At 71.3% G+C, this 22470-nt stretch carries 29 protein-coding genes; 14 read left to right on the top strand and 15 right to left on the bottom strand.

The window, feature by feature from the left end; all coding sequences use genetic code 11:
* Positions 1-54: 54 nt before the first annotated feature.
* Positions 55-219 (top strand): hypothetical protein, encoded by a 165-nt coding sequence (locus ACFYPH_RS09275; protein ID WP_355135238.1) that lies wholly within the window; start codon positions 55-57, stop codon positions 217-219.
* Positions 207-368 (top strand): helix-turn-helix transcriptional regulator, encoded by a 162-nt coding sequence (locus ACFYPH_RS09270; RefSeq protein ID WP_355135236.1) that lies wholly within the window; start codon positions 207-209, stop codon positions 366-368. Before ACFYPH_RS09275 ends, ACFYPH_RS09270 begins: the two co-directional genes overlap by 13 nt.
* 233 nt (positions 369-601) lie before the next feature.
* Here the strand turns inward: ACFYPH_RS09270 and ACFYPH_RS09265 are convergent, their stop codons facing one another.
* Genes ACFYPH_RS09265 through ACFYPH_RS09255 form a run of 3 tightly spaced genes read right to left on the bottom strand, consistent with a single transcriptional unit; the run spans position 602 to position 2150 of the window.
* Positions 602-958 carry a hypothetical protein gene (locus ACFYPH_RS09265; protein ID WP_387180440.1) on the bottom strand — a complete coding sequence of 119 codons (357 nt, stop codon included), beginning with the start codon at positions 956-958 and terminating at the stop codon, positions 602-604.
* Positions 946-1278 (bottom strand): SUKH-3 domain-containing protein, encoded by a 333-nt coding sequence (locus ACFYPH_RS09260; RefSeq protein WP_387180437.1) that lies wholly within the window; start codon positions 1276-1278, stop codon positions 946-948. The genes ACFYPH_RS09265 and ACFYPH_RS09260 overlap by 13 nt, the downstream gene beginning before the upstream one ends.
* Before the next feature lie 32 nt (positions 1279-1310).
* Positions 1311-2150, bottom strand: coding sequence for a PhzF family phenazine biosynthesis protein (locus ACFYPH_RS09255; RefSeq protein WP_387180435.1), 840 nt, complete (start codon positions 2148-2150; stop codon positions 1311-1313).
* Between the two features lie 253 nt (positions 2151-2403).
* On the opposite strand from ACFYPH_RS09255, the gene ACFYPH_RS09250 reads away from it, so the two are divergent.
* The 6 genes from ACFYPH_RS09250 to ACFYPH_RS09225 all read left to right on the top strand — a co-directional run bounded on the left by ACFYPH_RS09250 (position 2404) and on the right by ACFYPH_RS09225 (position 9513).
* Positions 2404-2796 carry a YciI family protein gene (locus ACFYPH_RS09250; protein WP_387180432.1) on the top strand — a complete coding sequence of 131 codons (393 nt, stop codon included), beginning with the start codon at positions 2404-2406 and terminating at the stop codon, positions 2794-2796.
* 139 nt (positions 2797-2935) lie between these two features.
* Positions 2936-5716 carry a BTAD domain-containing putative transcriptional regulator gene (locus ACFYPH_RS09245; RefSeq protein WP_387180567.1) on the top strand — a complete coding sequence of 927 codons (2781 nt, stop codon included), beginning with the start codon at positions 2936-2938 and terminating at the stop codon, positions 5714-5716.
* 92 nt (positions 5717-5808) lie between these two features.
* The gene (locus ACFYPH_RS09240) at positions 5809-6531 is read left to right on the top strand and encodes a hypothetical protein (protein WP_387180429.1); all 723 of its coding nucleotides are present in this window, start codon (positions 5809-5811) and stop codon (positions 6529-6531) included.
* Positions 6532-6574: 43 nt separating this feature from the next.
* Positions 6575-7456, top strand: coding sequence for a hypothetical protein (locus tag ACFYPH_RS09235; RefSeq protein WP_387180426.1), 882 nt, complete (start codon positions 6575-6577; stop codon positions 7454-7456).
* Positions 7457-7670: 214 nt separating this feature from the next.
* Positions 7671-8195, top strand: coding sequence for an orotate phosphoribosyltransferase (pyrE, locus tag ACFYPH_RS09230; protein WP_355135226.1), 525 nt, complete (start codon positions 7671-7673; stop codon positions 8193-8195).
* Between the two features lie 127 nt (positions 8196-8322).
* Positions 8323-9513: a serine hydrolase domain-containing protein gene (locus ACFYPH_RS09225; RefSeq protein ID WP_355064112.1), complete on the top strand. Its 1191-nt coding sequence runs from the start codon at positions 8323-8325 to the stop codon at positions 9511-9513.
* Between the two features lie 99 nt (positions 9514-9612).
* On the opposite strand, the gene ACFYPH_RS09220 is transcribed toward ACFYPH_RS09225, so the two are convergent.
* Positions 9613-10752, bottom strand: coding sequence for a helix-turn-helix domain-containing protein (locus ACFYPH_RS09220; RefSeq protein WP_387180421.1), 1140 nt, complete (start codon positions 10750-10752; stop codon positions 9613-9615).
* 333 nt (positions 10753-11085) lie between these two features.
* On the opposite strand from ACFYPH_RS09220, the gene ACFYPH_RS09215 reads away from it, so the two are divergent.
* Together ACFYPH_RS09215 and ACFYPH_RS09210 are read left to right on the top strand one after the other, a co-directional pair.
* Positions 11086-11934: a helix-turn-helix domain-containing protein gene (locus tag ACFYPH_RS09215; protein WP_387180418.1), complete on the top strand. Its 849-nt coding sequence runs from the start codon at positions 11086-11088 to the stop codon at positions 11932-11934.
* Entirely contained in the window at positions 11924-12103 is a 180-nt protein-coding gene (locus ACFYPH_RS09210) for a DUF397 domain-containing protein (RefSeq protein ID WP_387180415.1), read from the top strand. The genes ACFYPH_RS09215 and ACFYPH_RS09210 overlap by 11 nt, the downstream gene beginning before the upstream one ends.
* A gap of 87 nt (positions 12104-12190) precedes the next feature.
* Here the strand turns inward: ACFYPH_RS09210 and ACFYPH_RS09205 are convergent, their stop codons facing one another.
* From ACFYPH_RS09205 to ACFYPH_RS09170, 8 genes are all read right to left on the bottom strand, one after another.
* Entirely contained in the window at positions 12191-12619 is a 429-nt protein-coding gene (locus ACFYPH_RS09205; protein ID WP_387180412.1) for a hypothetical protein, read from the bottom strand.
* Complete coding sequence (locus ACFYPH_RS09200) at positions 12609-13274, bottom strand: hypothetical protein (RefSeq protein ID WP_387180410.1); 666 nt, start codon at positions 13272-13274, stop codon at positions 12609-12611. Before ACFYPH_RS09200 ends, ACFYPH_RS09205 begins: the two co-directional genes overlap by 11 nt.
* Positions 13271-13531, bottom strand: coding sequence for a hypothetical protein (locus ACFYPH_RS09195; protein WP_387180407.1), 261 nt, complete (start codon positions 13529-13531; stop codon positions 13271-13273). Before ACFYPH_RS09195 ends, ACFYPH_RS09200 begins: the two co-directional genes overlap by 4 nt.
* Before the next feature lie 2 nt (positions 13532-13533).
* Positions 13534-13797, bottom strand: a complete 264-nt coding sequence (locus ACFYPH_RS09190) for a hypothetical protein (RefSeq protein WP_387180404.1) — start codon at positions 13795-13797, stop codon at positions 13534-13536.
* Positions 13798-13907: 110 nt separating this feature from the next.
* Entirely contained in the window at positions 13908-14405 is a 498-nt protein-coding gene (locus tag ACFYPH_RS09185; protein WP_387180401.1) for a DivIVA domain-containing protein, read from the bottom strand.
* A 101-nt stretch (positions 14406-14506) separates the two neighbouring features.
* Entirely contained in the window at positions 14507-15694 is a 1188-nt protein-coding gene (locus ACFYPH_RS09180; RefSeq protein ID WP_387180399.1) for an NAD(P)/FAD-dependent oxidoreductase, read from the bottom strand.
* 82 nt (positions 15695-15776) lie between these two features.
* The gene (locus ACFYPH_RS09175; protein WP_387180396.1) at positions 15777-16721 is read right to left on the bottom strand and encodes an RNA polymerase sigma-70 factor; all 945 of its coding nucleotides are present in this window, start codon (positions 16719-16721) and stop codon (positions 15777-15779) included.
* A 47-nt stretch (positions 16722-16768) separates the two neighbouring features.
* Positions 16769-17437: a hypothetical protein gene (locus tag ACFYPH_RS09170; RefSeq protein ID WP_387180393.1), complete on the bottom strand. Its 669-nt coding sequence runs from the start codon at positions 17435-17437 to the stop codon at positions 16769-16771.
* Positions 17438-17511: 74 nt separating this feature from the next.
* On the opposite strand from ACFYPH_RS09170, the gene ACFYPH_RS09165 reads away from it, so the two are divergent.
* From ACFYPH_RS09165 to ACFYPH_RS09155, 3 genes are all read left to right on the top strand, one after another.
* Positions 17512-18303 (top strand): class I SAM-dependent methyltransferase, encoded by a 792-nt coding sequence (locus ACFYPH_RS09165; protein ID WP_387180390.1) that lies wholly within the window; start codon positions 17512-17514, stop codon positions 18301-18303.
* Between the two features lie 535 nt (positions 18304-18838).
* Positions 18839-19108, top strand: coding sequence for a hypothetical protein (locus ACFYPH_RS09160; protein ID WP_354856293.1), 270 nt, complete (start codon positions 18839-18841; stop codon positions 19106-19108).
* On the top strand, positions 19108-20145 hold the full coding sequence (locus ACFYPH_RS09155; RefSeq protein WP_387180387.1) for a hypothetical protein: 1038 nt from the start codon (positions 19108-19110) through the stop codon (positions 20143-20145). The genes ACFYPH_RS09160 and ACFYPH_RS09155 overlap by 1 nt, the downstream gene beginning before the upstream one ends.
* Before the next feature lie 13 nt (positions 20146-20158).
* Here the strand turns inward: ACFYPH_RS09155 and ACFYPH_RS09150 are convergent, their stop codons facing one another.
* Both ACFYPH_RS09150 and ACFYPH_RS09145 read right to left on the bottom strand, forming a co-directional pair.
* Positions 20159-20689: an SRPBCC family protein gene (locus tag ACFYPH_RS09150; protein WP_387180384.1), complete on the bottom strand. Its 531-nt coding sequence runs from the start codon at positions 20687-20689 to the stop codon at positions 20159-20161.
* A complete protein-coding gene (locus ACFYPH_RS09145; protein WP_354856288.1) occupies positions 20690-21001 on the bottom strand; it encodes a metalloregulator ArsR/SmtB family transcription factor in 312 nt (103 codons plus the stop codon).
* An 87-nt stretch (positions 21002-21088) separates the two neighbouring features.
* Between ACFYPH_RS09145 and ACFYPH_RS09140 the strand changes: the two genes are divergently transcribed.
* Positions 21089-22018 (top strand): LLM class F420-dependent oxidoreductase, encoded by a 930-nt coding sequence (locus ACFYPH_RS09140; RefSeq protein WP_354856287.1) that lies wholly within the window; start codon positions 21089-21091, stop codon positions 22016-22018.
* Between the two features lie 13 nt (positions 22019-22031).
* Here ACFYPH_RS09140 and ACFYPH_RS09135 read toward each other — a convergent pair whose 3' ends face one another.
* The gene (locus ACFYPH_RS09135) at positions 22032-22457 is read right to left on the bottom strand and encodes a hypothetical protein (RefSeq protein ID WP_387180380.1); all 426 of its coding nucleotides are present in this window, start codon (positions 22455-22457) and stop codon (positions 22032-22034) included.
* Between the last annotated feature and the right edge of the window lie 13 nt (positions 22458-22470).

The raw sequence follows: 22470 nt of genomic DNA, 5'->3' as shown, positions 1-22470 counted from the left end.
CGAGGTCGCCTACGACGGTTGGCTTGCCTTCGAGAGGAAACGGAGGGAGAGCCGATGAGCGACTTCCATGACTGGGACGACATCCGCGCCGCGCTGCACGATGGGGACGACCATGCGCTCGATGCGGAAGGTGCCCGCACCGAGGCGTGGGTCAGTGCGTTCCACCGCGCCGAGGAGCGCAAACGCCTCGGTTCACCCAACGGCCGGTGGCCGAGCTGATGGGAGTTACGCCCGGCCGGGTAAGTCAGATCGAGAGCGGCGATCTGGAGGCCAACGAGGTCGCGACACTCAGCCGGTATGCACGAGCGCTGGGCGCGCGGATGCGGCTCATCTTCGACTACGGCAGCGATCTGCGGCAGATCGCCTGATCTCCGCTAGCGCTCGGACGGCATGGTGCCCGGCAGGGGGTAGCCCTTCCGGCGAACTGCACCGGTCGGCACGCCGAGGTCACCCAGCACCAGCCGACGCGCCTGAGCTGTGCAAAGTTAGCGGTAGCGGCGTCAGGCGTCTCCTGCCTGCCGGTTGCGCTCATCAGCTCAGACCCCGCGTTTCGAGCGGCACGAGAGGTACCAGCAGTTCCTCCGGAACGCGACGCAGACTGTCAGATGTACGGGATGGACCAATCGAACATCCGCACCGGCAGGAGTACCAGAACGACGGTCGCGGCGACGGCGAGCAGAACGCGCACGGTGCGAAGACCTCGCCACCACGGGATGATCCAGAGCAGCAACCACATGGCACCCGAGATCGCCAGATGCGTGCCGATCACCCCGAGGCTCGTCTCCTCGCACATGTTGTCGGCCACGGCCTTCTTGCACAGGGCCGGCGGGCCGTTGTGGTCCCCGAAGTTTCCCAACACGCCGACGATGCCGGCCAACACTGGAGCCGCCACGAGGGTGAACAGGGGCGTCACCAACCATCCGGCGAGGTCCCGGCGCCGGTTCGCTAGCCGTTCCACTCGCGAAACGGTACAGCCGGGTAGGCGGGTGGCGCAGCCCGTGAGATCAGCTGGGTGGTACGCGGACCGCCTCCGGCGAGGTGTGCCGTGACGGCGCGCCGTACTCCGATGCGGGCGGAGTCCCGACCGGGATCGCTCACCGGCACGACCAGCCTGCCGAACTCGGTCAGGAAGGCACGAGCGGGAGCGTGCATGGCAAAGCCCTCCGGGGCGCGCCCTGACTTCCACTCGCCGACGTCCACCCGGCGGCGTGGCGTCCAACCTGTCATCCCGAGTGTCTGAGCCGCGCGGTCCGGCAGCAGGCGGTCGTCTCCCCGCATCACCGCACCTCCCTCAGGTCGAACGCGTTGCGCTAGGCCCTCGGGTGGTGGACCAGGCCGCCGATTCTGGCCACGATGCCGTCTCGGGTCTGTGTCGCGGTGGCGAAGACGGCTGACGGGCGGCCGAGCGCGTCGCCCTGGTGAACTTCGATGTCGCTGGTGCGGGATGTGTCGAGCAGGTGGGCGGCGAGGCAGCCGACGCTGTTGGCGTTGACGATGTCTTCGTCGACACCGATCGCGGGGGCGAACATGCGGGCGGTGACTGGTCCCGCGGTCGGCGCGAGCACGTAGGCGAAGCAGCCGAGATAGCCGAGCCCGCGACACTCGGCTGCCAGCCGGTCCGGATCAGGCCGCATCGCTGACAGCGTCCGGCGTTCGCGGACACGGACGAGAAGCCGGGGCGTGCCGGGCGAGGCGACCCGCAGGTCGTCGGCGACGATGTCGCTGGGCGTCAGACCGAGGGCCGCGATGATGGCGCTGCTGGCGGGCGCGGCGGGGTTCGACAGCGCGATGACGCCTTGCTCGAACCAGACTTCGATGCCGTCGCGCCGGCGGGTGGCGGTCACGGCGACGAGTCGGTTGCCGGTGCGCTGGTGGCCGTGGTGCTGGGTGCCGCCGGCACGGTGCAGCAGGACGGCCTGCGCGGCGATGGTGCCGTGGCCGCAGTTCTGGAGTTCTCCCTCGGTGGTGAAGAACCGTACGCGGGGCAGGGCCTCGCTGCTGCTGTCGACGAATGCGGTGTGGGAGGTGCCGACCGTTGATGCGACAGCGCGCCGCTCCTCGTCGGTGCGGGTGGCGTCGTCGATCACGACCGCGGTAGGGCTACCGCCTCGTCCGTCGCGAGTGCAGGCATCCACCACGATCAACCCCATGGGGCAACTCCCAGATGATCCGGAGGTTCCAGCGGCACCCGAACAGGTCGAGGGCGGCCAGCAGTGGCCTCTCGATGCTTCGATTCCCGACACGGTAACCAGTAGCCGGGACAGCGCCGGGCACGACCGTCGGGAGCGGCTCGGTGGGACCCCTCGATCCGGCCGCGCGGCGTAGCGTCGAATCCGTGCCGAGCCGTTCGTAGTACAGGCAGGAGGCGGTCGGAGGAGACCGCCGGGACGAGGGAGTCGTGTTATGCCGCGGTACCTGATCTCGTTCAACGAGGGCGCGATGGACCACATCCCCGCCGAGGATTGGCCCGACGTGGGCAAGGCCTCGCACGCGGTGGTCGAGGAGGCCGTGAACGCCAGCGTGTGGGTGTTCGGCGCCGGGCTGGAGAGGCAGCAGGCGAGCATCGTGGCCACGGACGGAACGGTCACCGACGGTCCCTACCCGGAGACCAGGGAGGTCGTCGGCGGCTTCGCGGTCGTCGACGTGGCCACGCGCGAGGACGCGCTGGCGTGGGCTGCCAAGGTCGCGGCCTCGTGCCGTTGCGCGCAGGACGTCCGGGAGCTCATGCCCGATCCCGAGACGGACGAGATGATCCGCCAGGCCGCCAGTCGGGGGCGACGGCCCGACGGAGTCTGATCGAGGATCCGCGGGACCCGCTACGACGGCACGTCAGGCGACACCCGCAACGGCCCGTACACCGGGCAGATCCGGCGTCGTGTCCGTTGCGCGACGAACGGATCGAGCCTGCGGGCTGCGGATTTAGCCTGATTCGGTGATGTCGATGGCTGGCGCGGGCGTACGCGTCCGACTGCTCGGCCCGGTGGAGGTGGTCGCCGCCGACGGCCCGCAGGCAGTGAACGGGTTGCGCCGCAAGGCGGTACTGGCGACGTTGGCGCTGCACGCGGGCCGGGTCGTGAGCGTCGACCGGCTCATCGACGTGGTCTGGGGCGAGCGCCTGCCGGCCACCGCGGAGAACACGCTCCAGCGCCACGTCTCCTACCTGCGCGGGGTGCTCGGCGAGCCCGGATCGATCGTGGCACGTCGGCCCGGTTATGTGCTCAACACCGGGCCGGAGTCCACGGACGTCCAGGTCGCCGAGCACCTCCTGGAACTGGCCCGCCGCGCGACGGACCGGGCGGAGCAGGTGACCCACCTGACGGAGGCGGTGGCACTGTGGCGCGGACCGCCGCTGGCCGACGTGGCCGGGTCCGCCTGGCTCGAGGAGCAGGCGGAACACCTGGCACGCCTGCGGTTGGAGGCCGAACGAGCGCTCGCCGAGGCCCGGCTGTCGGTCGGCGAGCATGCTCGGCTCGTCCCCGGGTTGGAACGGCTCGTCCGGCAGCATCCCTTCGACGAGCACCTGCACGCGCAGCTGATGCTCGCCCTGTACCGGGACGGCCGACAGGGCGAAGCGGTCACCACGTACCGGCGGTTGCGCGACGCCCTGCGGGACAACCTCGGCATCGACCCCAGTCCGCGGCTACGGGATCTGGAGCGCGCCATCCTGCGCCAGGACACCGCGATCGCCGCGCCCGCCCCGACGCCGACGGCACGGCCGGTGGCGGTGGCGGCGCAGCTGCCTCCTCCCGTACCGACGTTCACCGGGCGCGAGGCGGAACTCGCCGCCCTGGACGTGCTCGTCGACCGGGGCGGCGCCGTGGTGGTGTCCGGCACCGCGGGCGTCGGCAAGACCGCGCTCGCCGTGCACTGGGCGCACCGCGCGGCCGGGCGCTTCCCCGACGGCCAGCTCTACGTCAACCTGCGCGGCTTCGACCCGGCGGCCACACCGACCGAACCGGCCCGAGCGCTGCACGGATTCCTGGAGGCGCTCGGCGTTGCGGCGGCGCGGATGCCCAGCGAACCGGACCTGATGGTGAGCTTGTACCGCACGGCGGTGGCCGGCAAGCGTCTGCTGGTGGTGTTGGACAACGCGCGCGACGCGGAACAGGTCCGACCGCTGCTGCCCGGCTCACCCGACTGCCTCGCGATCATCACCAGCCGGGACCAGCTCACCCCGCTGGTCGTCACCGAGAGCGCCCAGCCGGTGATCCTCGATCTGCTGAGCCCCGACGAAGCCCGCCACCTGCTGGTCCGCCGGCTCGGGGCGCACCAGGTCGCCGCCGAGCCCGCCGCGGCCGACGACATCGCCGACCGCTGCGCGCGGCTGCCCCTCGCGCTGGCCATCGTCGCGGCCCGAGCCGCCACCAACCGGCGGCTCTCACTGGCCGCGGTCGCCGGTGAGCTGGGCGACCTGAACGCCTTCCACGGAGGCGACGAGGCCACCGACGTCCGGACGGTGTTCTCCTGGTCGTGCCGAACGCTCAGCCCGCCCGCGGTCCGGCTGTTCCGGCTGCTGAGCCTGCATCCCGGCCCGGACGTGTCCGCCCCGGCCGTGGCCAGCCTCGCCGGCGTCACCCCGACGGCGATCGGTCCCCTGCTCACCGAGCTGACCCGGGCGAACCTCCTCACCGAGCACACCCACGGGCGGTACGCGTTCCACGACCTGCTGCGCGCGTACGCCGCCAGCCTCGCCGACGACGCGGAGTCACCGGCCGACCGACAGGACGCCGTGCACCGGTTGCTGGACCACTGCCTGCGCGCGGCACACGCCGCGGACCTCGCACTGCACCCGCACTTCAGCGAGATCAGCCTTCCGCCGCCCCGGCCCGGCGTGACGGCGGAGTACCCCAGGAACAAGTCGGCCGCCACGGCGTGGTTCACCGCCGAGATCCCCGTTCTGCTCGCCGCCGTACCGCTCGCCGCGCGGTCCGGGTTCGAGGGACACGCCTGGCGGCTCGCCTGGGCCATGGCCGGCTTCCTGCACCGGCAGGGGCACTGGCAGGACTGGCTCGGCACGCAGCGGATCGCTCTCGCCGCCGCGTCCCGCATCGGCGACCAGGCCGGGCAGGCCCATGCCCACCGCAGCCTCGGTCTCGCCTGCTCCCGGCTCCGGCGGTACGACGAGGCGGACGACCACCTGCGGCGCGCGCTCGACCTGTTCACCGAGGTCGGCGACGACGCCGGGCGGGCACACACCTGCCTCAACCTCGGTCAGCTGGCCGAGCGGCAGGGGCAGCACCACCAGGCGCTCAGCCACTCCCGGCGGGCGCTGACGCTGTTCCGGCGGGCTGGGAACCGGGCCGGGCAGGGGTACACCCTCAACGCGGTCGGTTGGCAGGAAGGGCTGCTCGGCAACTACCACAGTGCCCTCACGTCGTGCGGCGAGGCGCTGCGGATGTTGCAGGAGGTGGACGACGTGCAGGGACAGGCCGACACGTGGGACAGCCTCGGCCACGCCCATCACCAGCTTGGGGACGACCGACGGGCGGTCGCCTGCTACGAGCACGCCCTCGAACTCTTCGCGCAGGTCCACGACCGGTACGCGGTGGCGAGCACGTACGTCAATCTGGGCGGCAGCCACCGGGCGCTCGCCGACCTGGGTGCCGCCCGTGCCGCGTGGCGCCGCGCCCTGAGCATCCTCGACGACCTCGGCGACGCCGACGCCGACTCGCTGCGCGCCGACCTCGAACAGCTCGACGTCACCCGGCTGTCCTGACGCCCCGCGCTTTCAGCGCCGTTTCCGGGCCGTTTCAGCCCGGCCCGGCACTCTTCGGGCACCAGTTTCCCTCGCCAGGAATGGAGCATTCGATGAGTCGCTTGGCACGCAACCTCGCGGTGGTGGGGGTGGTCGGCGCGATGGTGCTGGCCACGTCCTCCGCAGCCGTGGCCCAGACCGACAAGCCGCCGACCAGAGGCACCGACTGTGTGGTCCAGTACCTCGACGACCGCGGCGGGATCGCCCGCACCGAGACCGAACCGGAGGGTCGGGAGCACGGTCAGTTCCGCTGCGTCGCCGCGCAGTGGACATTCGCCTGGGACCCGTTCGGGGCGGACGACATGATCATGGTCGACGAGATCTGGATCGATCCGTCCGGCGCTGTCACGGCCCGGCGGTTCACCGGTCCCGCGCTCGGCAACGACCTCACACTGGGCGAGATCGCCGCCATCACCCAGGCCGTCACCGGCAGCGGGAAGGTGCTGATCGACCGCGCGATCGTGGCGGTCGACGACGGCAAGGAGCGGACCCCGGAGCAGGTCCAGGCGCTGCTCGCCGGCAAGGACACCACAGGCGTACGGGTGCTGGGCACCATCGACAAGCCGGATCCCGCCAAGTCGACGAAGGACATCATCGACGAGGCCGGCGGCACGCCCGAGTCCACCGTCGTCTACTTCAGCATCTTGGGCGCGATCAAGTCCGCGCTCGCGTGGGTCGCGGACACGATCCACGACATCGGTGAGTGGATGGAAGAGCACTGCACCTGGGGGCCCTCTCCCACCGGCCTGGGTGTGGTGATCACGTGTGGCTGGTAGCCCGTACGACTCCGCCGACAGCGGTCACCGAGATGAGGACGCCATGAGAGCTCTGCGGGACATCGCCAAGCGTGCCACCGTCGTCACCGCGGCACTCGTCGTCGGGCTGGTGGCCTCGTACGCGCCGTCGCAGGCCGCCGAGGACACGGCCAGGACGACGGTCACCGACCAGCCCGGTGCTCCGGGGATGATGCTGCGGCAGTTCGAGGACCTGACCGGTCAGCCCGTCGGTGATCTGGACACGGTGCTGGCCGTCGACGCCGGAGGCCGGGATCTCACCGCCGACCAGCTCGCGGCGCTCGTCGCCGGCGAGAAGGTCGACGGCGTCACGGTCGTGGGCGCCATGCCGGGCGGCCGGGAGATCCTCGGCACGACGATGGCCGACCTGGCCGACGGCGTGTACGACGGCAGGGGTGACAGCGGGACAGCGACAGCCCTGCTGTTCGCCTCGTCGGTGCCGGGGGGCCGGGAGTGGTGCCTGACCATGTGCATGGCCTCGGGCAAGTCCTACTGGGAGTGCATCCAGTCGCGCCGGGGCGACCAGACCTTCAGCCTCGATCTCGGCGGCGACACCACGGTGGGCGGGATGAAGGCTGCCTTCGAGAAGGCCAACGGCGTCGCCGCCGACGGCCCGTACGCCGTGGACACCTTGACCGGCGACCGCGAGCCCTCGGCGCAGGAGATCGAGACGCTGCTCGACGGCAAGGACGTCGACTCGCTGCGCCGGGTGGCGAGCGTGCAGGGGCCGGACGCCGGGTGGGCGCTGGGCGACATCGCCGAGAAGTCGGGCGTGCCGTACCTGAAGACGAGGATCCACATCTTCACCCTCGGGCTGCCCATTCTCGGGAAGGTCGTCGTGGTCTGCGTCTCGCACAACGACGGAAAGACCTGGAAGTGCTCGGCCCGCCCGTGGAGTGGGTTCTAGCGGTCGATGAAGCCGCTCCGCGTCGACCGGGTCGGTCGACGCGGAGCGGGACCGGTCCGAGGTACGGCCGGGGCTGCGACTCAGCCTTCGCTCAGCGCGCCCGCCACGGCCTGCCGAAGGGCCGTCGGTGGACGGCCGCCCGAGCCCGCGTCGCCCTTCCTCGTTGACGGGGTCAGGTACTGATCGCGTCAGCTCGGATGCGAGGCTGAGGGGCGTGCCGTCCTCCCTCGCGCGTCGTGTGTACGAAGCCTGTCACCTGACCGGGTCGTTCCGGCTGCGATCCGGTCAGGTGAGCCCCGAGTACTTCGACAAGTATCTGTTCGAGGGGCAGCCCGATCTGTTGCGCGACGTGGCCGAGGCGATGGTCGCCCTGCTGCCGGAGTGCGACGTGCTGGCCGGGATGGAGATGGGCGGCATACCGATCGCCACCGTCATGTCACAGCTGACCGGGCTGCCGACGGTCTTCGTTCGCAAGCAGGCCAAGGAGTACGGCACCGGCAAGGCGGCGGAGGGCGGCCCGGTGGACGGCCGGCGCGTCGTGGTGATCGAGGACGTGGTCACGACGGGCGGGGCGCTACTGGCGTCGTGCCGGCAACTGCGCGCCAGCGGCGCGGTGATCGAAACCGTGGTGTGCGCGATCGACCGTGAGCAGGGCGGGCGGGAGAACCTCGCCGCCGAGGGGCTGGGGTTGCGCGCCGCCCTCAGCCGACGCGATCTGGCGCCCTCCGCGTCGGCCTGACCGCCTCCCCCCGCCGCAACGGGGTAGCGCAGGCGGTACCGCAGGAGGGCAGCAGGAGGGATCGTCCCGGCATCGGAATCCTTGAACCATTGATGGCGTCAAGCGAGTTCGATACCGAGGAGCCGTCATGCCCCTGCAAGAGCGCACGTCCACCCGCCGCCGCCGGACCCTGCGGGCAGCCGCCGGGACGCTGGCCGCCGTCGCCGTCCTGACCGGACCCCCGGCGTTCGCCGCCGAATCCGGTCGGCCCGCCGGCCCACGCGACACCGTGCAGCGGCAACTGGACCGCCTGGTCAGCGAGGAGGGCTTTCCCGGCGTGCTCGCCTCGGTGCGGGGGACCGGCGGACGCGTCCGCGACTACACCGCCGGCGTCAGTGACCTCCGGTCGCACGGCCCGGTGCCCCGCGACGGCCAGGTCCGCATCGGCAGCAACACCAAGACCTTCACCGCCGTGGTCGTTTTGCAGTTGGTGGGGGAGGGCCGCATCGACCTGGACGCCACGGTCGAGCACTACCTGCCCGGCGTCGTGCGGGGCAACGGCAACGACGGCGGCGCGATCACCGTACGCCAGCTGCTCCAGCAGACGAGCGGCCTGCCCGACTACGACGACGTGCTGTTCACCCAGCCGCAGGACCTCGTCGACAAGAGTCACTCGTACTACCAGCCGCGCCGGCTGGTGGACGCCGCCCTCACGAACGCCCCGCACTTCGCGCCCGGGGCGAAGTGGGAGTACAGCAACACCAACTACGTGCTCGCCGGGCTCATCGTCGAGCAGGTCACCGAACGCCCCATCGGAGAGGAGATCACCAACCGCATCATCAGGCCGCTCGGTCTGCGGGACACGTACTGGCCGGGCGTCGGGGAGCAGCGCCTTCGGGGCACGCACCCACACGGCTACGTCGCGGTGGCCCCGGACGCTGAGTGGGTGGACGTCACCGACATGGACCCGTCCCTGGGCTGGGCCGCCGGCCAACTGGTCTCGACCCCGGACGAGCTGCGGACCTTCTTCGAGGCGCTCGTCGGTGGCAGGCTGCTCAAGCCCGCGCAGCAGGCGGCCATGATGACGACCGTGCCCGCGCCCGGCTTCGAGCCGACCGGCGAGTACGAGTACGGGCTGGGCATCGCCCGGCACGAGCTGCCCTGCGGCGGCGACGGCTGGGGTCACGGCGGCGACATCCAGGGCTTCGAGACCCGCAACCTCGTCACCGAGGATGGCCGCAGCGCCGTCGTCGCGGTGACCGGCCTGCCGACCGGTGAGCAGATGCTCGCCGCGGTGAACGAGAGCGTCGAAACGGCGCTGTGTGCCACCGTCCACTGAGGCGGCACAGGCTGCTCCTCGCGCGCTCCACGGACCGGATCTCACCGGTCTGCGGGGCGCGGCGCGCCGCCCGGATCAGGTCGCCGAGCAGATCCGCCCTTATCGGGTGAGTCCGACGAGCGTGGCCAATCGCGCCACGTGGGTGGCTGCGGGGCCGCTGTGAGCGATCTCGGCGATGAGGGTACGGGCGGCAGGGCGGCAGCGGACTTCGGCGGGCGCGATGGTGTCGGCGTCGGCGAGGGAGCGTGCGGCGGCAGAGAGTTCGCCGAGATCGAGGTAGGCGCGGGCAGCGTCGATGAGGTGGGCGGCTCGATGTTCGGCGGGCAGTCGAGGCCAGTCGTCGCGGCGGATTGTCTGCTCGTGGTGGTGCACGGCGTGGTCGGTGTCGCCGAGGTGCAGGGCGGTGAGAAAGCGGGCGAGCAGCACGGCGCTCGGGCCGAACGCGGTGTGGTGGGGGTCGTCGTTCCCGGTGTTGCGGTCAGCCAGGGCGGTGGCGTGGTCGAGCAGGTCCTCGACGCGGCGGCGCTTGGCACAGGCGGCTGCAGCCATGGCGGCCTGGAGGAGCAGTGTTCCGCGTACCCCATTGTGGGCTGCGGTGCCGGTGGCAGCGAGGGCCGCGGTGAGGGCGAGTCGGTCGCGGCCAAGTGCGCGTAGCGCCTGGGCGACGCTGATGGTGGCGGCGCCGACGCAGACGGGGTCGCCGGTGGCGGCAGTGACGGCCCGGTGGGCGGCCAGCCAGGCGAGGTCGGGCTCGCCGAGTTTGATGAGTACGCAGGCGGTGATCCGGTACGTGGGCACCAGTAGGCCGGGTGTGGCGTGAGCGGCGTCGAGCAGCGCGGGTAGCGCCCGCAGCAGTGGGGCGTAGTGAGCGTGCTGGTAGCTGAGCCAGGCGTACGCCACCTGGCGTTGGACCTCGTCGGCGGGCAGGATGCGGGTGGGCCGGTGGTGGTAGTGGGCCAGGGCGGCGCGGACGGCGTCGATGCCGTCGATGCCGGTGACCGGCGCCGGTGGTGTGCGGGGGTGGAGGAGGACGGCCGGGTCAACGCGCAGCACCTCGGCGATGTCCTGCACGACGGAGTAGCGGTCCAGGCCGCGTACGCCGCGTTCGACCTTGTCGACCCAGCTCTTCGACTTGCCGAGTCGGTCGGCGAGCATCTGCTGGGTCATCCGACGGCGCGCCCGCCACCGGGCCACCCGCCGCCCGACGGGCTCGTCGCGCTCCGGCGCTGGCCCGGTCACCGGTCGCGTCCCTCGGGTAGCGGCTGGGTTTGCTGGCCGCAGTGGGGGCACCACCTTGCTTTCACCCTGAACGCCAGCAGCCCGAGCAGAAACCCCGGCACCAGCCCTCCGAATACCATCGCCGTCACTCCGGAAATCACGCATCACCTCACCTCCTGGCGTGGGTCACGCAACGCGACCCTTCACCGACCAGCACACCCTGGAATCTGCTCGTTGCGTGTAGTAATCAGGGTTGCGCATCAAGTGATGCAAGGCAAGCTTTTGCGGTGATCAACATCGACCTGCGTCAGGTTGATGCAAGACAATAGAGTGATGGTGGTGCACCATATGCGCATGCCTCGATTCACTCCTGCAACACCGCGCTCCCGCAGGCTCGGCCGGGAGCTGCGCAAGCTACGTGAAGCAAAGGGACTGACCGGTGACGGCGCCGCGGGGGTCGTCCGCTGCTCGCCGTCGCGGATCAGTCGGATCGAGTCCGGCGAGATCAAGCCTCGCGTCGGCGACGTCATGGAGTTGCTGGTCGCGTACGGCATCAAGATTGACGAGGAGCCCGGCACGTCGTTGCTGGAGCAGGCGCGTGGCCTGCGCGAAGAGGGCTGGTGGCAGCGCCTCGGCGGCAAGTACGCCACCTACATCGCCTACGAGACCGAGGCCATCGAGCTGAAGAACTTCGAGCCGATGCTGGTGCCGGGTCTACTCCAGACCGAGGCGTACGCCCGCGAGGTCAACCTCATCGGCCGGGAGACCGACCCCGAAGGCGTCAAGGAGCGGGTCGCCGCTCGGATGACGCGGCAGGAGGTGCTGCACCGCAAGCCGACACCGCTGCGGATGCACGCCATCCTCTCCGAGGCGTCGGTGCGGACCGAGGTCGGCGGTCCGGCTGTGCTGCGCGAGCAGCTCGACCACCTGGTCACGCTGAGCCGGCTGCCGAACGTCACGATCCAGGTGCTGCGCTTCGAGGCCGGCGCCCATCTGGCGGACGGCAGTGGCTTTGCGCTGCTTGCCTTCGAGCCGGACGATCCGCCGCTGGGCTACATCGAGACTCTTGCCGGCGAATTGTTCCTGGAGTCGAGCCGTGACATGGCGCGGCTGTCGGCGGCGTACGACAATCTGAGGACCCTGGCTATGTCGCCGACCGAGTCGATCAGGTTCATCAAGGAGTTGAGCGAGGATGCAACGTAGCGCTTGGCGCACGTCGAGCCGGTCCGGCAGCAACGGTCAGTGCGTCGAGGTGCGGGACCGGGGCGCTCAGGTGGACGTCCGCGACTCCAAGGCCCCCGACGCCGGCATGCTGAGCTTCGAACCGGCGGCCTGGGACACGTTCATCGGCAGCATCAGGGCGTCGCACTGACTTGCCAGGGTCTGCGGGGCAGCGGTTGATCCGCTGCCCCGCGCGTCGTTGCGGAAGCTGGTGCTCTGCGTTAGCGACGCCGGATGCCTACAGGTACTCGGCTGCGAGTTGTTCCGCCTCGTTCACAAAACCGTCAAGCTCGGAAGGTGACATCTTTGCCTCAAGAAGTAGTTGCCCGAGGACGAAGACCTCAGCCGCGATCATGGTGTCGGCGGGGATGTTGTCGGCCAGTTCCTCTTCGCCGAGGGCCGCACGGATGAGCCCCTCCATTTCCAGGACTGGCAGGGTGTCGCCTTCCTCGTACTGCGCGCGGGTTGCCGACACCCAGGCAGCCACCTCGCTTGGGGTAGCTTCGGGCTCGAAGCGCCGGTGGACGGCGAGGGCGAAGGCAGCCCCTATGACCTGGAGGCCGCCGACCCAGCCGCTCCCGCCGATCTCGCCTACCAAGGCATCGGCGGCATCCCAGTCAGCTCGGGCCAACGCCCGAATCAGATTGCTGAGTGCACTAACGTCCACGTCTCCAAAACCTCGCAATCAGTTTGCCGGTTACCGCTGCCAGTCGGCTTGCCGCCACACCCGCCAGCAAGCCGACTACCACGAGATTTCCCGCAGCCTCCGCACCATCGATCCTTGCCCGAGGTGCCGAACCCGGAACCGTAGGGGTGCCAGTAACCGTTGATTGTGTCCCTGAAGGACCTTTAGGGTTAGTAAGCACTTTGATCAACTTCTGTGTCTTGTCGGTGGCGTTGGCTGCGTGCTCTTGGAGATCGTCAGCTTTCCGTAGGGAGCGGTTGACCCAGCCCCGCGCCTTGGCGCGAGCCAGATCACGGCGATCATTGTCCGCCAGGAGATCCTCACCGGACGGTGGTCCCGTGGCGGCTGCCGTCGATCGCGGCACTGACCCGGGAGCGATGGCGTTCAGGAAGTCGGCGATGTTCCGGGCCGCGTCACTGCTCAGCCGGGCGAGCCGGTGGGCCTTGTCCGCCCCGGCCCGACTCTGGCTCACCGCCGCACGCAGCTTTGGATGGTCGGTGCCCCTGCCTACGTCGGCGTACCGGGCGCTTCCTTCGGCGACATCCGCTGCGGCGCGGTCCGCCTGCAATGCGACGGCGTCCAGCCGCTCGATCGTGGACTTGAGTTGGGCCACCACCTGAGCAAGCAGGCTGCTCACCCCAACGCCTTCCCGAACTCGTTACCACTCTCCTGTGCGGCGGTGACGGCGCGGAGGGTCAGCTTTACCTCGCGCATCGCCTCGGTGACGGCCTTGCGAGCCTTCGCCGCCTCATCACGCTGACTGTCATGCAGGGTCGCAAGCATGAGCCCAGCAGCCTCATTCAGGGAATCGCCGACACTCTCGACCGTGGTCCTGCCCTGGTCGAGCAGTTGGCTCGCTTCTCCGAGCGCGGCCTTGACCTCGCCGATGCTCACGGTCAGCCGAGAATGCTGATGTACTGCCGGGCTGCCGCAGTGCTGCCCTGGAGAGTGGTGGCTGCCTCGATCAGGCGTTGTTTACTCTGCTCGGCTCGGGCGATGGCCTCGGAGAGGGCGGGGTGCCCGGTGCCGGCGGCGACTGCGCGCAGTCGGGCTAGCACCTGCTCCGTGCCCTCGATGGTGGCCCGGATCTGGCTTGTCGTCGTGTTGCTCTGCTCGGCTGCCTGGGCGAGCGCGGCTTTGACTTGCTCGATGCTGGCCATGCCGTCCTTCCGATCGACTGCGCGGCGAGGGATGCCGGTGTTATGCACGTGCAGTAGCGACGCAGACACTACCCAACATGAATCCCTTTCCGTAGCCCGTCTCGTGGACGTCAGGCGTGACGGCTCGGATCGTCGTCCGCCGCCGCTCGGGCGGGCGGTATCGGAGAGGGCTCCCAGCGGGTACCGGTAATCCCGGCAGCCTGTTCGTGGGCCCGGTTCAGGATTGTCTCCGCCTCCCGTCGCGCGGCGGTCACGATGCCCTCCGCTTCCAGCCGCGCGACGGCGCGGTGGTCGTCGGCCTGCTTCTCGGCGAGGTCGAGGATCTGCTCCACCCGGGTACCCAGGCCGCTGAGGGTCGGCGTCTGTCGCTTCCGCCGTCGTTGCTCGGCGACCATCGTCGCGCCGGCCGCCGCCTCGCTGCCAGCGTCGCGGTCGACCAGGCCGTCCTCGACGAGACTCGACTCCGTGGTGCCGACCAGGGAGAGCGCCACGCCGAGGGCGGCGATCGCGACACCGGACCAGACGGCGGCCGGCCCGAGGGACGGGCCGGCCGCGGCGCCGACGCCGAGCCCGACGAGGACGGCCGCGGTCCTGACTGGCTTGCGCACGAGTTCTCCTCGGGTGGCGCGGGGACGTGTGTCTCACGTTCCAGCATGACGATCGGGTCAAGCGTGGACCGCAGGGTTCACCGCGAGCCCCGGCTGGCCCGTCACGACACCGTCGCGGCGTTCTCCGTCCGGGTGGTGGTGACGCGGCGGCGGCGCACCGGGTACGGGATCGGGTGGGCGATGCTCCAGGCGGCGCCCCTGCACACGACCTCCTTGTAGCGGGCCGCCAACCGTCCGGTGAGCAGGGACGGCTTGGCCCGGTCGTCGGCGGTCACGTACTGGATGATGCCGTCACGGCGGCCGAGGCTGATGCACTGGTTGAAGTAGCGCAGTGGGGCCTTGGGGATCTTCACCCGACCGGTCAGCCGGGCGGCGATGGCGTCGGCCGCCTGCCAGGCCATCGGGGTTCCCGAGGCGCAGGACATCCGCAGCGGCTTGCCGCCCGGCCCGTCGGCGAGCCCGGCGTCGCCGACGGCGTACACCTCGGGGTGCGAAACGGAGCGCATGGTGTCGTCGACGACGATCTGCCCGGTGGCCGCGACCGTCAGGGTCGTGGCGGCGGCGATGGGGTGGACGGCGAAGCCGGCCGTCCACACGGTCACCTGCGCCGGGATCGTCCGACCGTCGCCGGTGACGACGCCGGTCGCCTCCACCCGGGCGACGTCGGTGTGCTCGTGGACGGTGATGCCGAGCCGGGCCGCGACGCCCCGCAGGTGCTGTCGCGCCTTCCCGGTGAGCCAGTCACCGAGGCCGCCGCGGGTGGCGAGCGCGACGTCGAGGTCGGGCCGGGCCTCAGCGATCTCGGTGGCCGCTTCGAGGCCGGTGAGGCCTCCGCCGACGACGAGCACGGTCGCGCCGGCCGCGAGGTGGGCGAGGCGGTCACGCAGCCGCAGCGCCGACGGCCGGCCGGCGATGTCGTACGCGTGCTCGGCGACACCGGGCACGCCGTGGTCGGCGGCGGCGCTGCCGAGGGCGTAGACGAGCGTGTCGTACGCGATCTCGTCGGCGCCGCGCTCGTCGGTAAGCGCGACGGTCCTGCGGTCGACGTCGACGGCGGTGACCCGGGCCCGTCGCATCAGCACGCCGGTGCCCGCGTACACCTGGCTCAGCTCGTGGCGCTTGAGGTCCTGGCCGGTGGCGAGCTGGTGCATGCGGACCCGCTCGACGAAGTCGGCCTCGGCGTTGACGACGGTGATCTCGATGTCGTCGGGGTGCAACCGGCGGGCGAGGCGGCCGGCGGCGATCGCTCCGGCGTAGCCGGCTCCGAGGACGACGATGCGGTGCTTCATGGCGGCACTCCTGTCTCGGCGATGGTCGCTACCTGAACCGGACAGCGACGAGATTGCTGACAGGAGCCGGCTATGACCTGGGTCACCAGACGTGCAGGAGTGGTTCGGAGTGTGCGGCGACGGACCACTGGCGGGTGACGCGTTCGAGCTTGTCGGGGTTGACCTGGACGCGGATCGCCGCGACCCCCTGGGGTGTCACCTCCAGGGACATGACGCCGACGACCTGCTGGCCGGTCACCACCACCACCGCGGGGCCGCCGTTGACGACCTCGGCGTAGAGGGCGGGGCTGCCGCCCACCAGGTTCCGCTTGACGTCGCTGGGCCGGAACAGACCGCGCAGGAACTTCGCCACCGCCAGCGCGCCGACGACCGGCGTCGTGCGGGCCGGGATCTTGCCGCCGCCGTCGCCGACGCTGGTCACGTCCCCGGTCAGCAACTCCACCAGCCGCTGAACCTCGCCGCTGTTGGCCGCCGTGAGGAACTCCGTGACGATCCTCCGCGCGGCGGCGTCGTCGACGTCGGCATGCGCCCGCTCGACGGTGACGTGCTGCTTGGCACGCCGGTAGATCTGCTGGCAGTTCGACTCGCTGACGCCGAGGATCTCGGCGATCTCACCGTGCGGGTAGCCGAACGCCTCGCGCAGCACGTACACCGCGCGCTCGTTGGGTGACAGCCGCTCCATGAGGGTGAGCACCGCCATCGAGACCGATTCGCGCTGCTCGACGGTGTCGACCGGGCCGAGCATCCGGTCCCCGGCGAGGACCGGCTCGGGAAGCCACGTGCCGACGTAGGTCTCCCGCCGGGCGCGCGCCGAGGTGAGCTGGTTGAGGCACAGGTTGGTGAGCACCCTCGTCAGCCACGCCTCAGGCGTCTCGACGCGCTCCCGGTCGGCGGCCTGCCAGCGCAGGAACGTGTCCTGCACCGCGTCCTCGGCGTCGCTTGCCGAGCCCAGCAGCCGGTAGGCGATCGCCTCCAGGCGGCCCCTGGAGCGCTCGAACACCTCGACCTCATCCGGACGCAGCGGCATGGCTCGACAGTAACCACGTCCGTCGCGTGGCCACGCGTGGTCCCGGGTCAGCAGGCGGAGCGCAGGTGGTTGTTCCGGTACCACGAGCAGATCCTCGTCACGCCGGGCGCCTCCGCCAGTCGGCGGCGCAACCGGTCCTGCCCGTCGGCCGACAGTCCGGGCTCGAACTCGACGAAGCTGGTCGGGCCCTCGTCGCCGTCGGTGTACCGGGTCTGCAGGCCGCGCACGCTCGAGTCTCCCGGCTCGACGAAATTGGTGAACCCGGAACCCGCATCGGTGTGGACGACGAAGCCCACCGGCGGGGACGTCAGCGAGTCGTGCACCGCTCCGGCCGACGCCACGACCGGAACGACTACCAGCGCCGCGCCGACGAGCACCGACAGCCGGGCCCGCCACGGCGACCAGCGCGGATCCGCGGTGGTCGCCAGCAGGACCAGCAGCGCCGGCAGGATCCCGTCCGGCACGGGCCCGCAGGCCAGGACGAGCAACGGGACACCCACCGCCAGGCAGGCGTACGTGAACTGCCGCCGCCGCGCGACGAACAACGGGACCACGGTCAGCGCGACCGCGACCCACCCGATCCGGAAACGCAAGGTGTCGCCCCCGGTCTGGTACGTCCAGCCGAGACTGACCACGGAGGCCACCAGCGCGGTCACCACCAGGATGCGCTGCCACGCGTGGACCCTGTGCACCGTCGACGTCCGGATCATCGTCACGGCGGCAGTGTGCCAACCCGGCGCAACGAGGCGCTGCACACCTGCGCCACGGGCGGCTGTCGTATCGTGCGGACATGACACACCCGGTGTGGGCGGACGCCGATGCGTACGAGGCGTACGTGGGTCGGTGGAGCAGCCTGGTCGCGGGCGATTTCGTACGCGGACTGGCCGTGGCACCCGGGCGGCACTGGCTGGACGTGGGCTGCGGCACCGGCGCGTTGACCTCGACGGTCCTCGGCGAGGCCGATCCCGCCCGGATCACCGGCATCGACCCCTCGGCGGGCTTCATCGCTCAGGCGCGTGCCCGCGTCCAGGATGCGCGCGCGAGCTTCCACGTCGGTGACGCCCGCGCTCTGCCGGTGGCCGACCGTGCCGTCGACGTGGTGGTCAGCGGGCTGACGCTCAACTTCGTGCCCGAGCCGGCGCGGGCGGTGGCCGAGTTCGCCCGGGTCGTCCGGCCGGCGGGGGTGGTGTCCGCCTACGTGTGGGACTACACGGAGGGCATGGCGATGATGCGGCACTTCTGGGCCGCCGTCGCCCACCTCGACCCGGCCGCGGCGGGGCGGGACGAGGCGAGTCGCTTCACCGTGTGCCGGCCCGGCCCCTTGCGGGAGCTGTGGGTGGACGCCGGCCTGCGGGACGTGTCGGTTCGACCGGTGGACGTGCCGACGGTGTTCGCCGACTTCGACGACTACTGGCGGCCGTTCCTCGGCGGGCAGGGCAGCGCCCCGTCGTACGTCACCTCGCTTGGCGAGCCGCAACGGGCGGCGTTGCGGGACCTGTTGGCCGCCCAGTTGCCGATCGAGCCGGACGGCTCGATCCGGCTCACCGCGCGGGCCTGGGCCGTGGCGGGCACGGCGCCGTGACGGGGACGGGTCAGGCCGGCTACATGAGGCCGGCGCGACAGGCGAAGGACACCACCTGTCGTCGGCTCGCGGCACGCCGGTAGTCCAGCACAGCGCGCTGTCGGCGAGCTTCCGATCGGCTGTCCCGCGCCCGGCGCGGCCCGACACCAGGGCGTATGTCGCTAACCGGACAAGACGGTAAAGCCCCTGGTAGAGCACGCTTAGGGCAGGCGAGAAGGCGGACGGATGTCGGGCCACATCCCAGTCCTCCGGCCCACCGCGGACAGCATCGTCCGCGTCGGTGCCGCCCTCACCCAGCCCGGCCCCGCCCCGGCGGGCACGGCACAGCCGCCGGCCCGACCACCCGTACGGCTCGGCCCCCCACACCGCTGCGGGCGCCAGCGGCGGTGGCCATCGCCCACCGCCGGCGACGCCGCCCACCGGCCGCGCCACCGCTTCGTGCCCCACCAGCCTTCACGCATCGTGGATTCCGCCTGGTCCGGCGTCGCTCACCCGCGCGTCCGCCCCGGCGACCTCATCAGAGAGAGGCCCTGACATGGCGGCTCCTACCGCGACCGCAGCCCTGAACGCGTCCGTCTTCGCGCCGGGTGACCAGATGCTGCTGACCGTCACGTACTCCGACGCCGACACCAAACCGCTGACCGTCACCATCGTGGTCACCGACGCGCAGGGCAACAGCAGCGCGCCGGTCAAGGTCACCGCGGTCATCGATCCGCTGGCCGTGACCGTGACCGACAACTCCGGGCGTACCTGGTCCCGGGTCTCCGACAACGGCTCAGTTGCCGTGTACCGGGCGGTGGCGTGATGCCCCGGGTCACCGTCCAGGTTCGCGACGCGGCCGGCAACACCGCGACGGCCGGCGTCGACTACAGCCTGCGCCAGCCGGTCCTCGGGGGCTACTACCTGTCCGGAGGCGCCGACCCGACGGCCGACATGGCCGGTGGCAACTTCCGCTCGCTGACCCAGTACCGCAGCTTCGCCGACGGGTACATCTTTCCCGGCTACAACCGGCCCTGGCTCATCAACCTGGGCAAGGCCGGGATGCAGATCAACATGGTCCTTGAGCTGAAGCACTACGGCGCTCCGAACGCCGGGCCGCAGACCTTCACGGTGGACGGCGTCACCTACACCGTGCCGGCGCCGTCGATGACCATCCAGCAGCGTCCCGGCACCACCTGGCCGAAGGCGTACGGGTACACCCAGGTGCTCAACGGCCAGTGCGACGGGTTGTTCGCGCGTGCCCTGTCCCAGTACCGGGCGCTCGGTTTCGGGGTGAACATCCAGCTCGCGTCCGAGTTGGACACGGACCACGAGTTCGGCACGACCGAGGCTGGCAAGGCGTACACCTGGGCCGAGTCGGACCGGCGGGCGGTGCAGGCCATGACCTACATCGTCACCTGGTTCAAGGCCCGCACGTTGCCCGCCGGGACGACCTTCTCGGTCGGGGTGGGCGGGTTTGACCGGGCGTGCTTCCAGCGCACCCACCCGGAGACGCTGATGTCGCGGCTGGACTACCTGCAGTGGAACGCCTACGCGACAGCCGTCGGCCAGACCGCGCTGGCCCGCTTCCGCCGGACGAAGGACTGGGCGGTGGCGGACCTCGGCCCGGTGGCGCTGTCCCGGCCCGTGATCATCGCGGAGTACGGGGTGCGGGCGGCCCAGATCCCGGACCAGGCGGCCTGGATCCGCACCGTTCCGGCGGCGATCGCCCAGCTCAACGCCGAGCGTGGCCCGTTGATCGCGCGGACCAACTACTTCAACTCCGGGTGGGGCACGCTGTCGCCGAAGGCGGCCGGGTTGGCCGCGCTGCGCACCGCGTACGCCACCCGGCCGTACGTCTGAGGAGGGGCGGCGGTCACTCGGCGTCGAGCTGCTCGGCGTACGTGTCGCGCAGCGCGGGCCAGCCGAAGTCCTTGGCCTCGGCGCCCCGGATCGGGCCGACCGGGTCGCCGTCGAGCAGCCGGTCGGCCACGTCGAGGCAGAGGTGCCAGCCGGCGGCGACCATCGGGAGCAGGGCCGGGTCGGCGACGCTGTGCCGCAGGGTGAGCCGGGTGCCGGCGCCCAGTGGGGTCAGCTCCCAGCGCAGCAGGTCGTCGCCCCAGGTGTACTCCAGCAGGTGGGGCGGCTCGGCCCGTCGTACCGTCGCCGGTTGCTCCTGGGTGGTCTCGCCGTCGACGAGGGTGAGCACGGCGGCGCCGGGGTCACCGAGGTTCCGGTCGGCGAGGAACGGGGCCCACTGGGCGAGTTGGGTCGGGTCGGTCAGCGCCGCCCACACGGTGGCCGGCGGCTGCCGCAGGTCACGGACGAAGACCAGGATGGCGCCGCCGTCGGTGGGCTCGGCGCGCACGTCTGCGGGTGGGCTCGGGCGGAATGCGTCGCGGTTCATTCACTGCTCCTGACTGTCCAGGTGCCGTTGCAGGGCGTCCAGGTGCCGGGTCCAGAGCCGGCGGTACGGGGCGAGCCAGCCGTCCACCGCTCGCAGCGGGCCCGGCTCGAGGCGGTAGATCCGCTGCCGCGCCGCGGTCCGGCAGGAGACGAAGCCGGCCTCGCGCAGCACCCGCAGGTGTTTGGAGACGGCCGGCTGGCTGACCCCCAGCCCGTCGACCAATTCGCCCACACTGCGGTCGGCGTCGCGGAGCGCGTCGAGGATCCGGCGTCGGGTGGGCTCGGCGAGGACGGTGAAGGCGTCGGTGGACATCTACCTAATATTCCTTCTCCGTTATATGTCTGCCAAGGTATATGACGAGGACGGGCGGTGGCCGGTGCGGCTACCTATGCTCGGACCATGGAACTGCGGATCTTCACCGAGCCCCAGCAGGGCGCCACCTACGACCAGGTGCTCGCGGTGGCCCGCCGCGCCGAGGATGACGGCTTCGGCGCGTTCTTCCGGTCCGACCACTATCTCAGGATGGGCGCGGGGAGCGGCGACCCCGGCCCCACCGACGCGTGGACCACGCTCGCCGGCCTGGCCCGCGACACCAGCCGCATCCGGCTCGGCACCCTGATGACCGCCGCCACCTTCCGGCTGCCCGGCCCGCTGGCCATCACCGTGGCGCAGGTCGACCAGATGAGCGGCGGTCGGGTGGAGCTGGGCATCGGCACCGGCTGGTACGCCGAGGAGCACACCGCGTACGGCATTCCGTTCCCGGCTCTGGGCGAGCGGTTCGACCGGCTGGAGGAGCAGCTCGCGGTCATCACCGGGCTGTGGTCCACCCCGACCGGGCAGCGGTTCAGCCACGCTGGCCGGTACTACCCGGTCAGCGACTCCCCGGCCCTGCCCAAGCCGGTGCAGCAGCCCCGCCCGCCGATCCTGCTCGGCGGGATGGGCCCGAAGCGCACGCCCCGGCTGGCCGCCCGCTACGCCGACGAGTTCAACCTGCCGTTCGCCTCGCCGGCGGACTCGGCGGCGCAGTTCGAGCGGGTCCGCGCGGCGTGCGCCGAGATCGGTCGGGACCCAGGCGACCTGGTCTGGTCCAACGCCCTGGTGCTCTGCTGCGGGCGCAACGACGCCGAGGTGGCCCGCCGGGCCGCCGCCATCGGCCGCGAGCCGGACGAGCTGCGGGCCAACGGTCTCGCCGGCACGCCCGACGAGGTCCTGGACACCATCGGCCGGTACGCGAAGATCGGCAGCCAGCGGCTCTACCTCCAGGTGCTCGACCTGACCGACCTGGACCACCTCGACCTGGTCGCGACCGAGGTGCTGGCGAACCTGTGAGCCGACCGGCCGGTCAGGCGCCCCGGTGGGCGCCGACCGCGCCCGGGTCGCGCAGCACGGTGTCCAGCCGGCCGTCGCGGTCGCTGTCCACATAGGTGATGTCCGGTACGCCGTCGCCGTCCACATCGATCTGGACGACGTCGGCGACGCCGTCCCCGTCGAGGTCGGTGACCACCTCGACCGAGCCGTCCAGGTGGCGCGTCACGATCGACTGCGGCCCGGCGGCGGGTTCGCGCGGCGGCGGACCGGGCGACGGTACGGGCGTCGGCGCGGGCGCGGGGGCGGGTGTCGGACGGGGGCCGGGCGTGGGCGACGGGTGGCTCGACAACCGGACGCCCGGCGGGGCGCTGGCCGGCTCGACAGCGCTGCCGGTCGGGTCCAGCTCCTCCTCCGACGGATACACGTCGCCCCGCAGGGCCGGATCACGGTAGCTGCTCATGGGCGTAGGGTTC

The organism is Micromonospora sp. NPDC005252 (assembly GCF_042872475.1).
GTDB lineage: Bacteria > Actinomycetota > Actinomycetes > Mycobacteriales > Micromonosporaceae > Micromonospora.
This window is presented reverse-complemented; position numbering and strand designations above follow the sequence as displayed.

Excerpts from the sequence above, each read along its gene's own strand:
- ACFYPH_RS09275 (WP_355135238.1), top strand. The coding sequence starts at position 55 with ATGAGCGACTTCCATGACTGGGACGACATCCGCGCCGCGCTGCACGAT.
- ACFYPH_RS09260 (WP_387180437.1), bottom strand. The coding sequence starts at position 1,278 with ATGCGGGGAGACGACCGCCTGCTGCCGGACCGCGCGGCTCAGACACTC.
- ACFYPH_RS09255 (WP_387180435.1), bottom strand. The coding sequence starts at position 2,150 with ATGGGGTTGATCGTGGTGGATGCCTGCACTCGCGACGGACGAGGCGGT.
- ACFYPH_RS09250 (WP_387180432.1), top strand. The coding sequence starts at position 2,404 with ATGCCGCGGTACCTGATCTCGTTCAACGAGGGCGCGATGGACCACATC.
- ACFYPH_RS09245 (WP_387180567.1), top strand. The coding sequence starts at position 2,936 with ATGTCGATGGCTGGCGCGGGCGTACGCGTCCGACTGCTCGGCCCGGTG.
- ACFYPH_RS09240 (WP_387180429.1), top strand. The coding sequence starts at position 5,809 with ATGAGTCGCTTGGCACGCAACCTCGCGGTGGTGGGGGTGGTCGGCGCG.
- ACFYPH_RS09235 (WP_387180426.1), top strand. The coding sequence starts at position 6,575 with ATGAGAGCTCTGCGGGACATCGCCAAGCGTGCCACCGTCGTCACCGCG.
- ACFYPH_RS09225 (WP_355064112.1), top strand. The coding sequence starts at position 8,323 with ATGCCCCTGCAAGAGCGCACGTCCACCCGCCGCCGCCGGACCCTGCGG.
- ACFYPH_RS09215 (WP_387180418.1), top strand. The coding sequence starts at position 11,086 with ATGCCTCGATTCACTCCTGCAACACCGCGCTCCCGCAGGCTCGGCCGG.
- ACFYPH_RS09210 (WP_387180415.1), top strand. The coding sequence starts at position 11,924 with ATGCAACGTAGCGCTTGGCGCACGTCGAGCCGGTCCGGCAGCAACGGT.
- ACFYPH_RS09190 (WP_387180404.1), bottom strand. The coding sequence starts at position 13,797 with ATGGCCAGCATCGAGCAAGTCAAAGCCGCGCTCGCCCAGGCAGCCGAG.
- ACFYPH_RS09180 (WP_387180399.1), bottom strand. The coding sequence starts at position 15,694 with ATGAAGCACCGCATCGTCGTCCTCGGAGCCGGCTACGCCGGAGCGATC.
- ACFYPH_RS09175 (WP_387180396.1), bottom strand. The coding sequence starts at position 16,721 with ATGCCGCTGCGTCCGGATGAGGTCGAGGTGTTCGAGCGCTCCAGGGGC.
- ACFYPH_RS09165 (WP_387180390.1), top strand. The coding sequence starts at position 17,512 with ATGACACACCCGGTGTGGGCGGACGCCGATGCGTACGAGGCGTACGTG.
- ACFYPH_RS09160 (WP_354856293.1), top strand. The coding sequence starts at position 18,839 with ATGGCGGCTCCTACCGCGACCGCAGCCCTGAACGCGTCCGTCTTCGCG.
- ACFYPH_RS09155 (WP_387180387.1), top strand. The coding sequence starts at position 19,108 with ATGCCCCGGGTCACCGTCCAGGTTCGCGACGCGGCCGGCAACACCGCG.
- ACFYPH_RS09150 (WP_387180384.1), bottom strand. The coding sequence starts at position 20,689 with ATGAACCGCGACGCATTCCGCCCGAGCCCACCCGCAGACGTGCGCGCC.
- ACFYPH_RS09145 (WP_354856288.1), bottom strand. The coding sequence starts at position 21,001 with ATGTCCACCGACGCCTTCACCGTCCTCGCCGAGCCCACCCGACGCCGG.
- ACFYPH_RS09140 (WP_354856287.1), top strand. The coding sequence starts at position 21,089 with ATGGAACTGCGGATCTTCACCGAGCCCCAGCAGGGCGCCACCTACGAC.
- ACFYPH_RS09135 (WP_387180380.1), bottom strand. The coding sequence starts at position 22,457 with ATGAGCAGCTACCGTGATCCGGCCCTGCGGGGCGACGTGTATCCGTCG.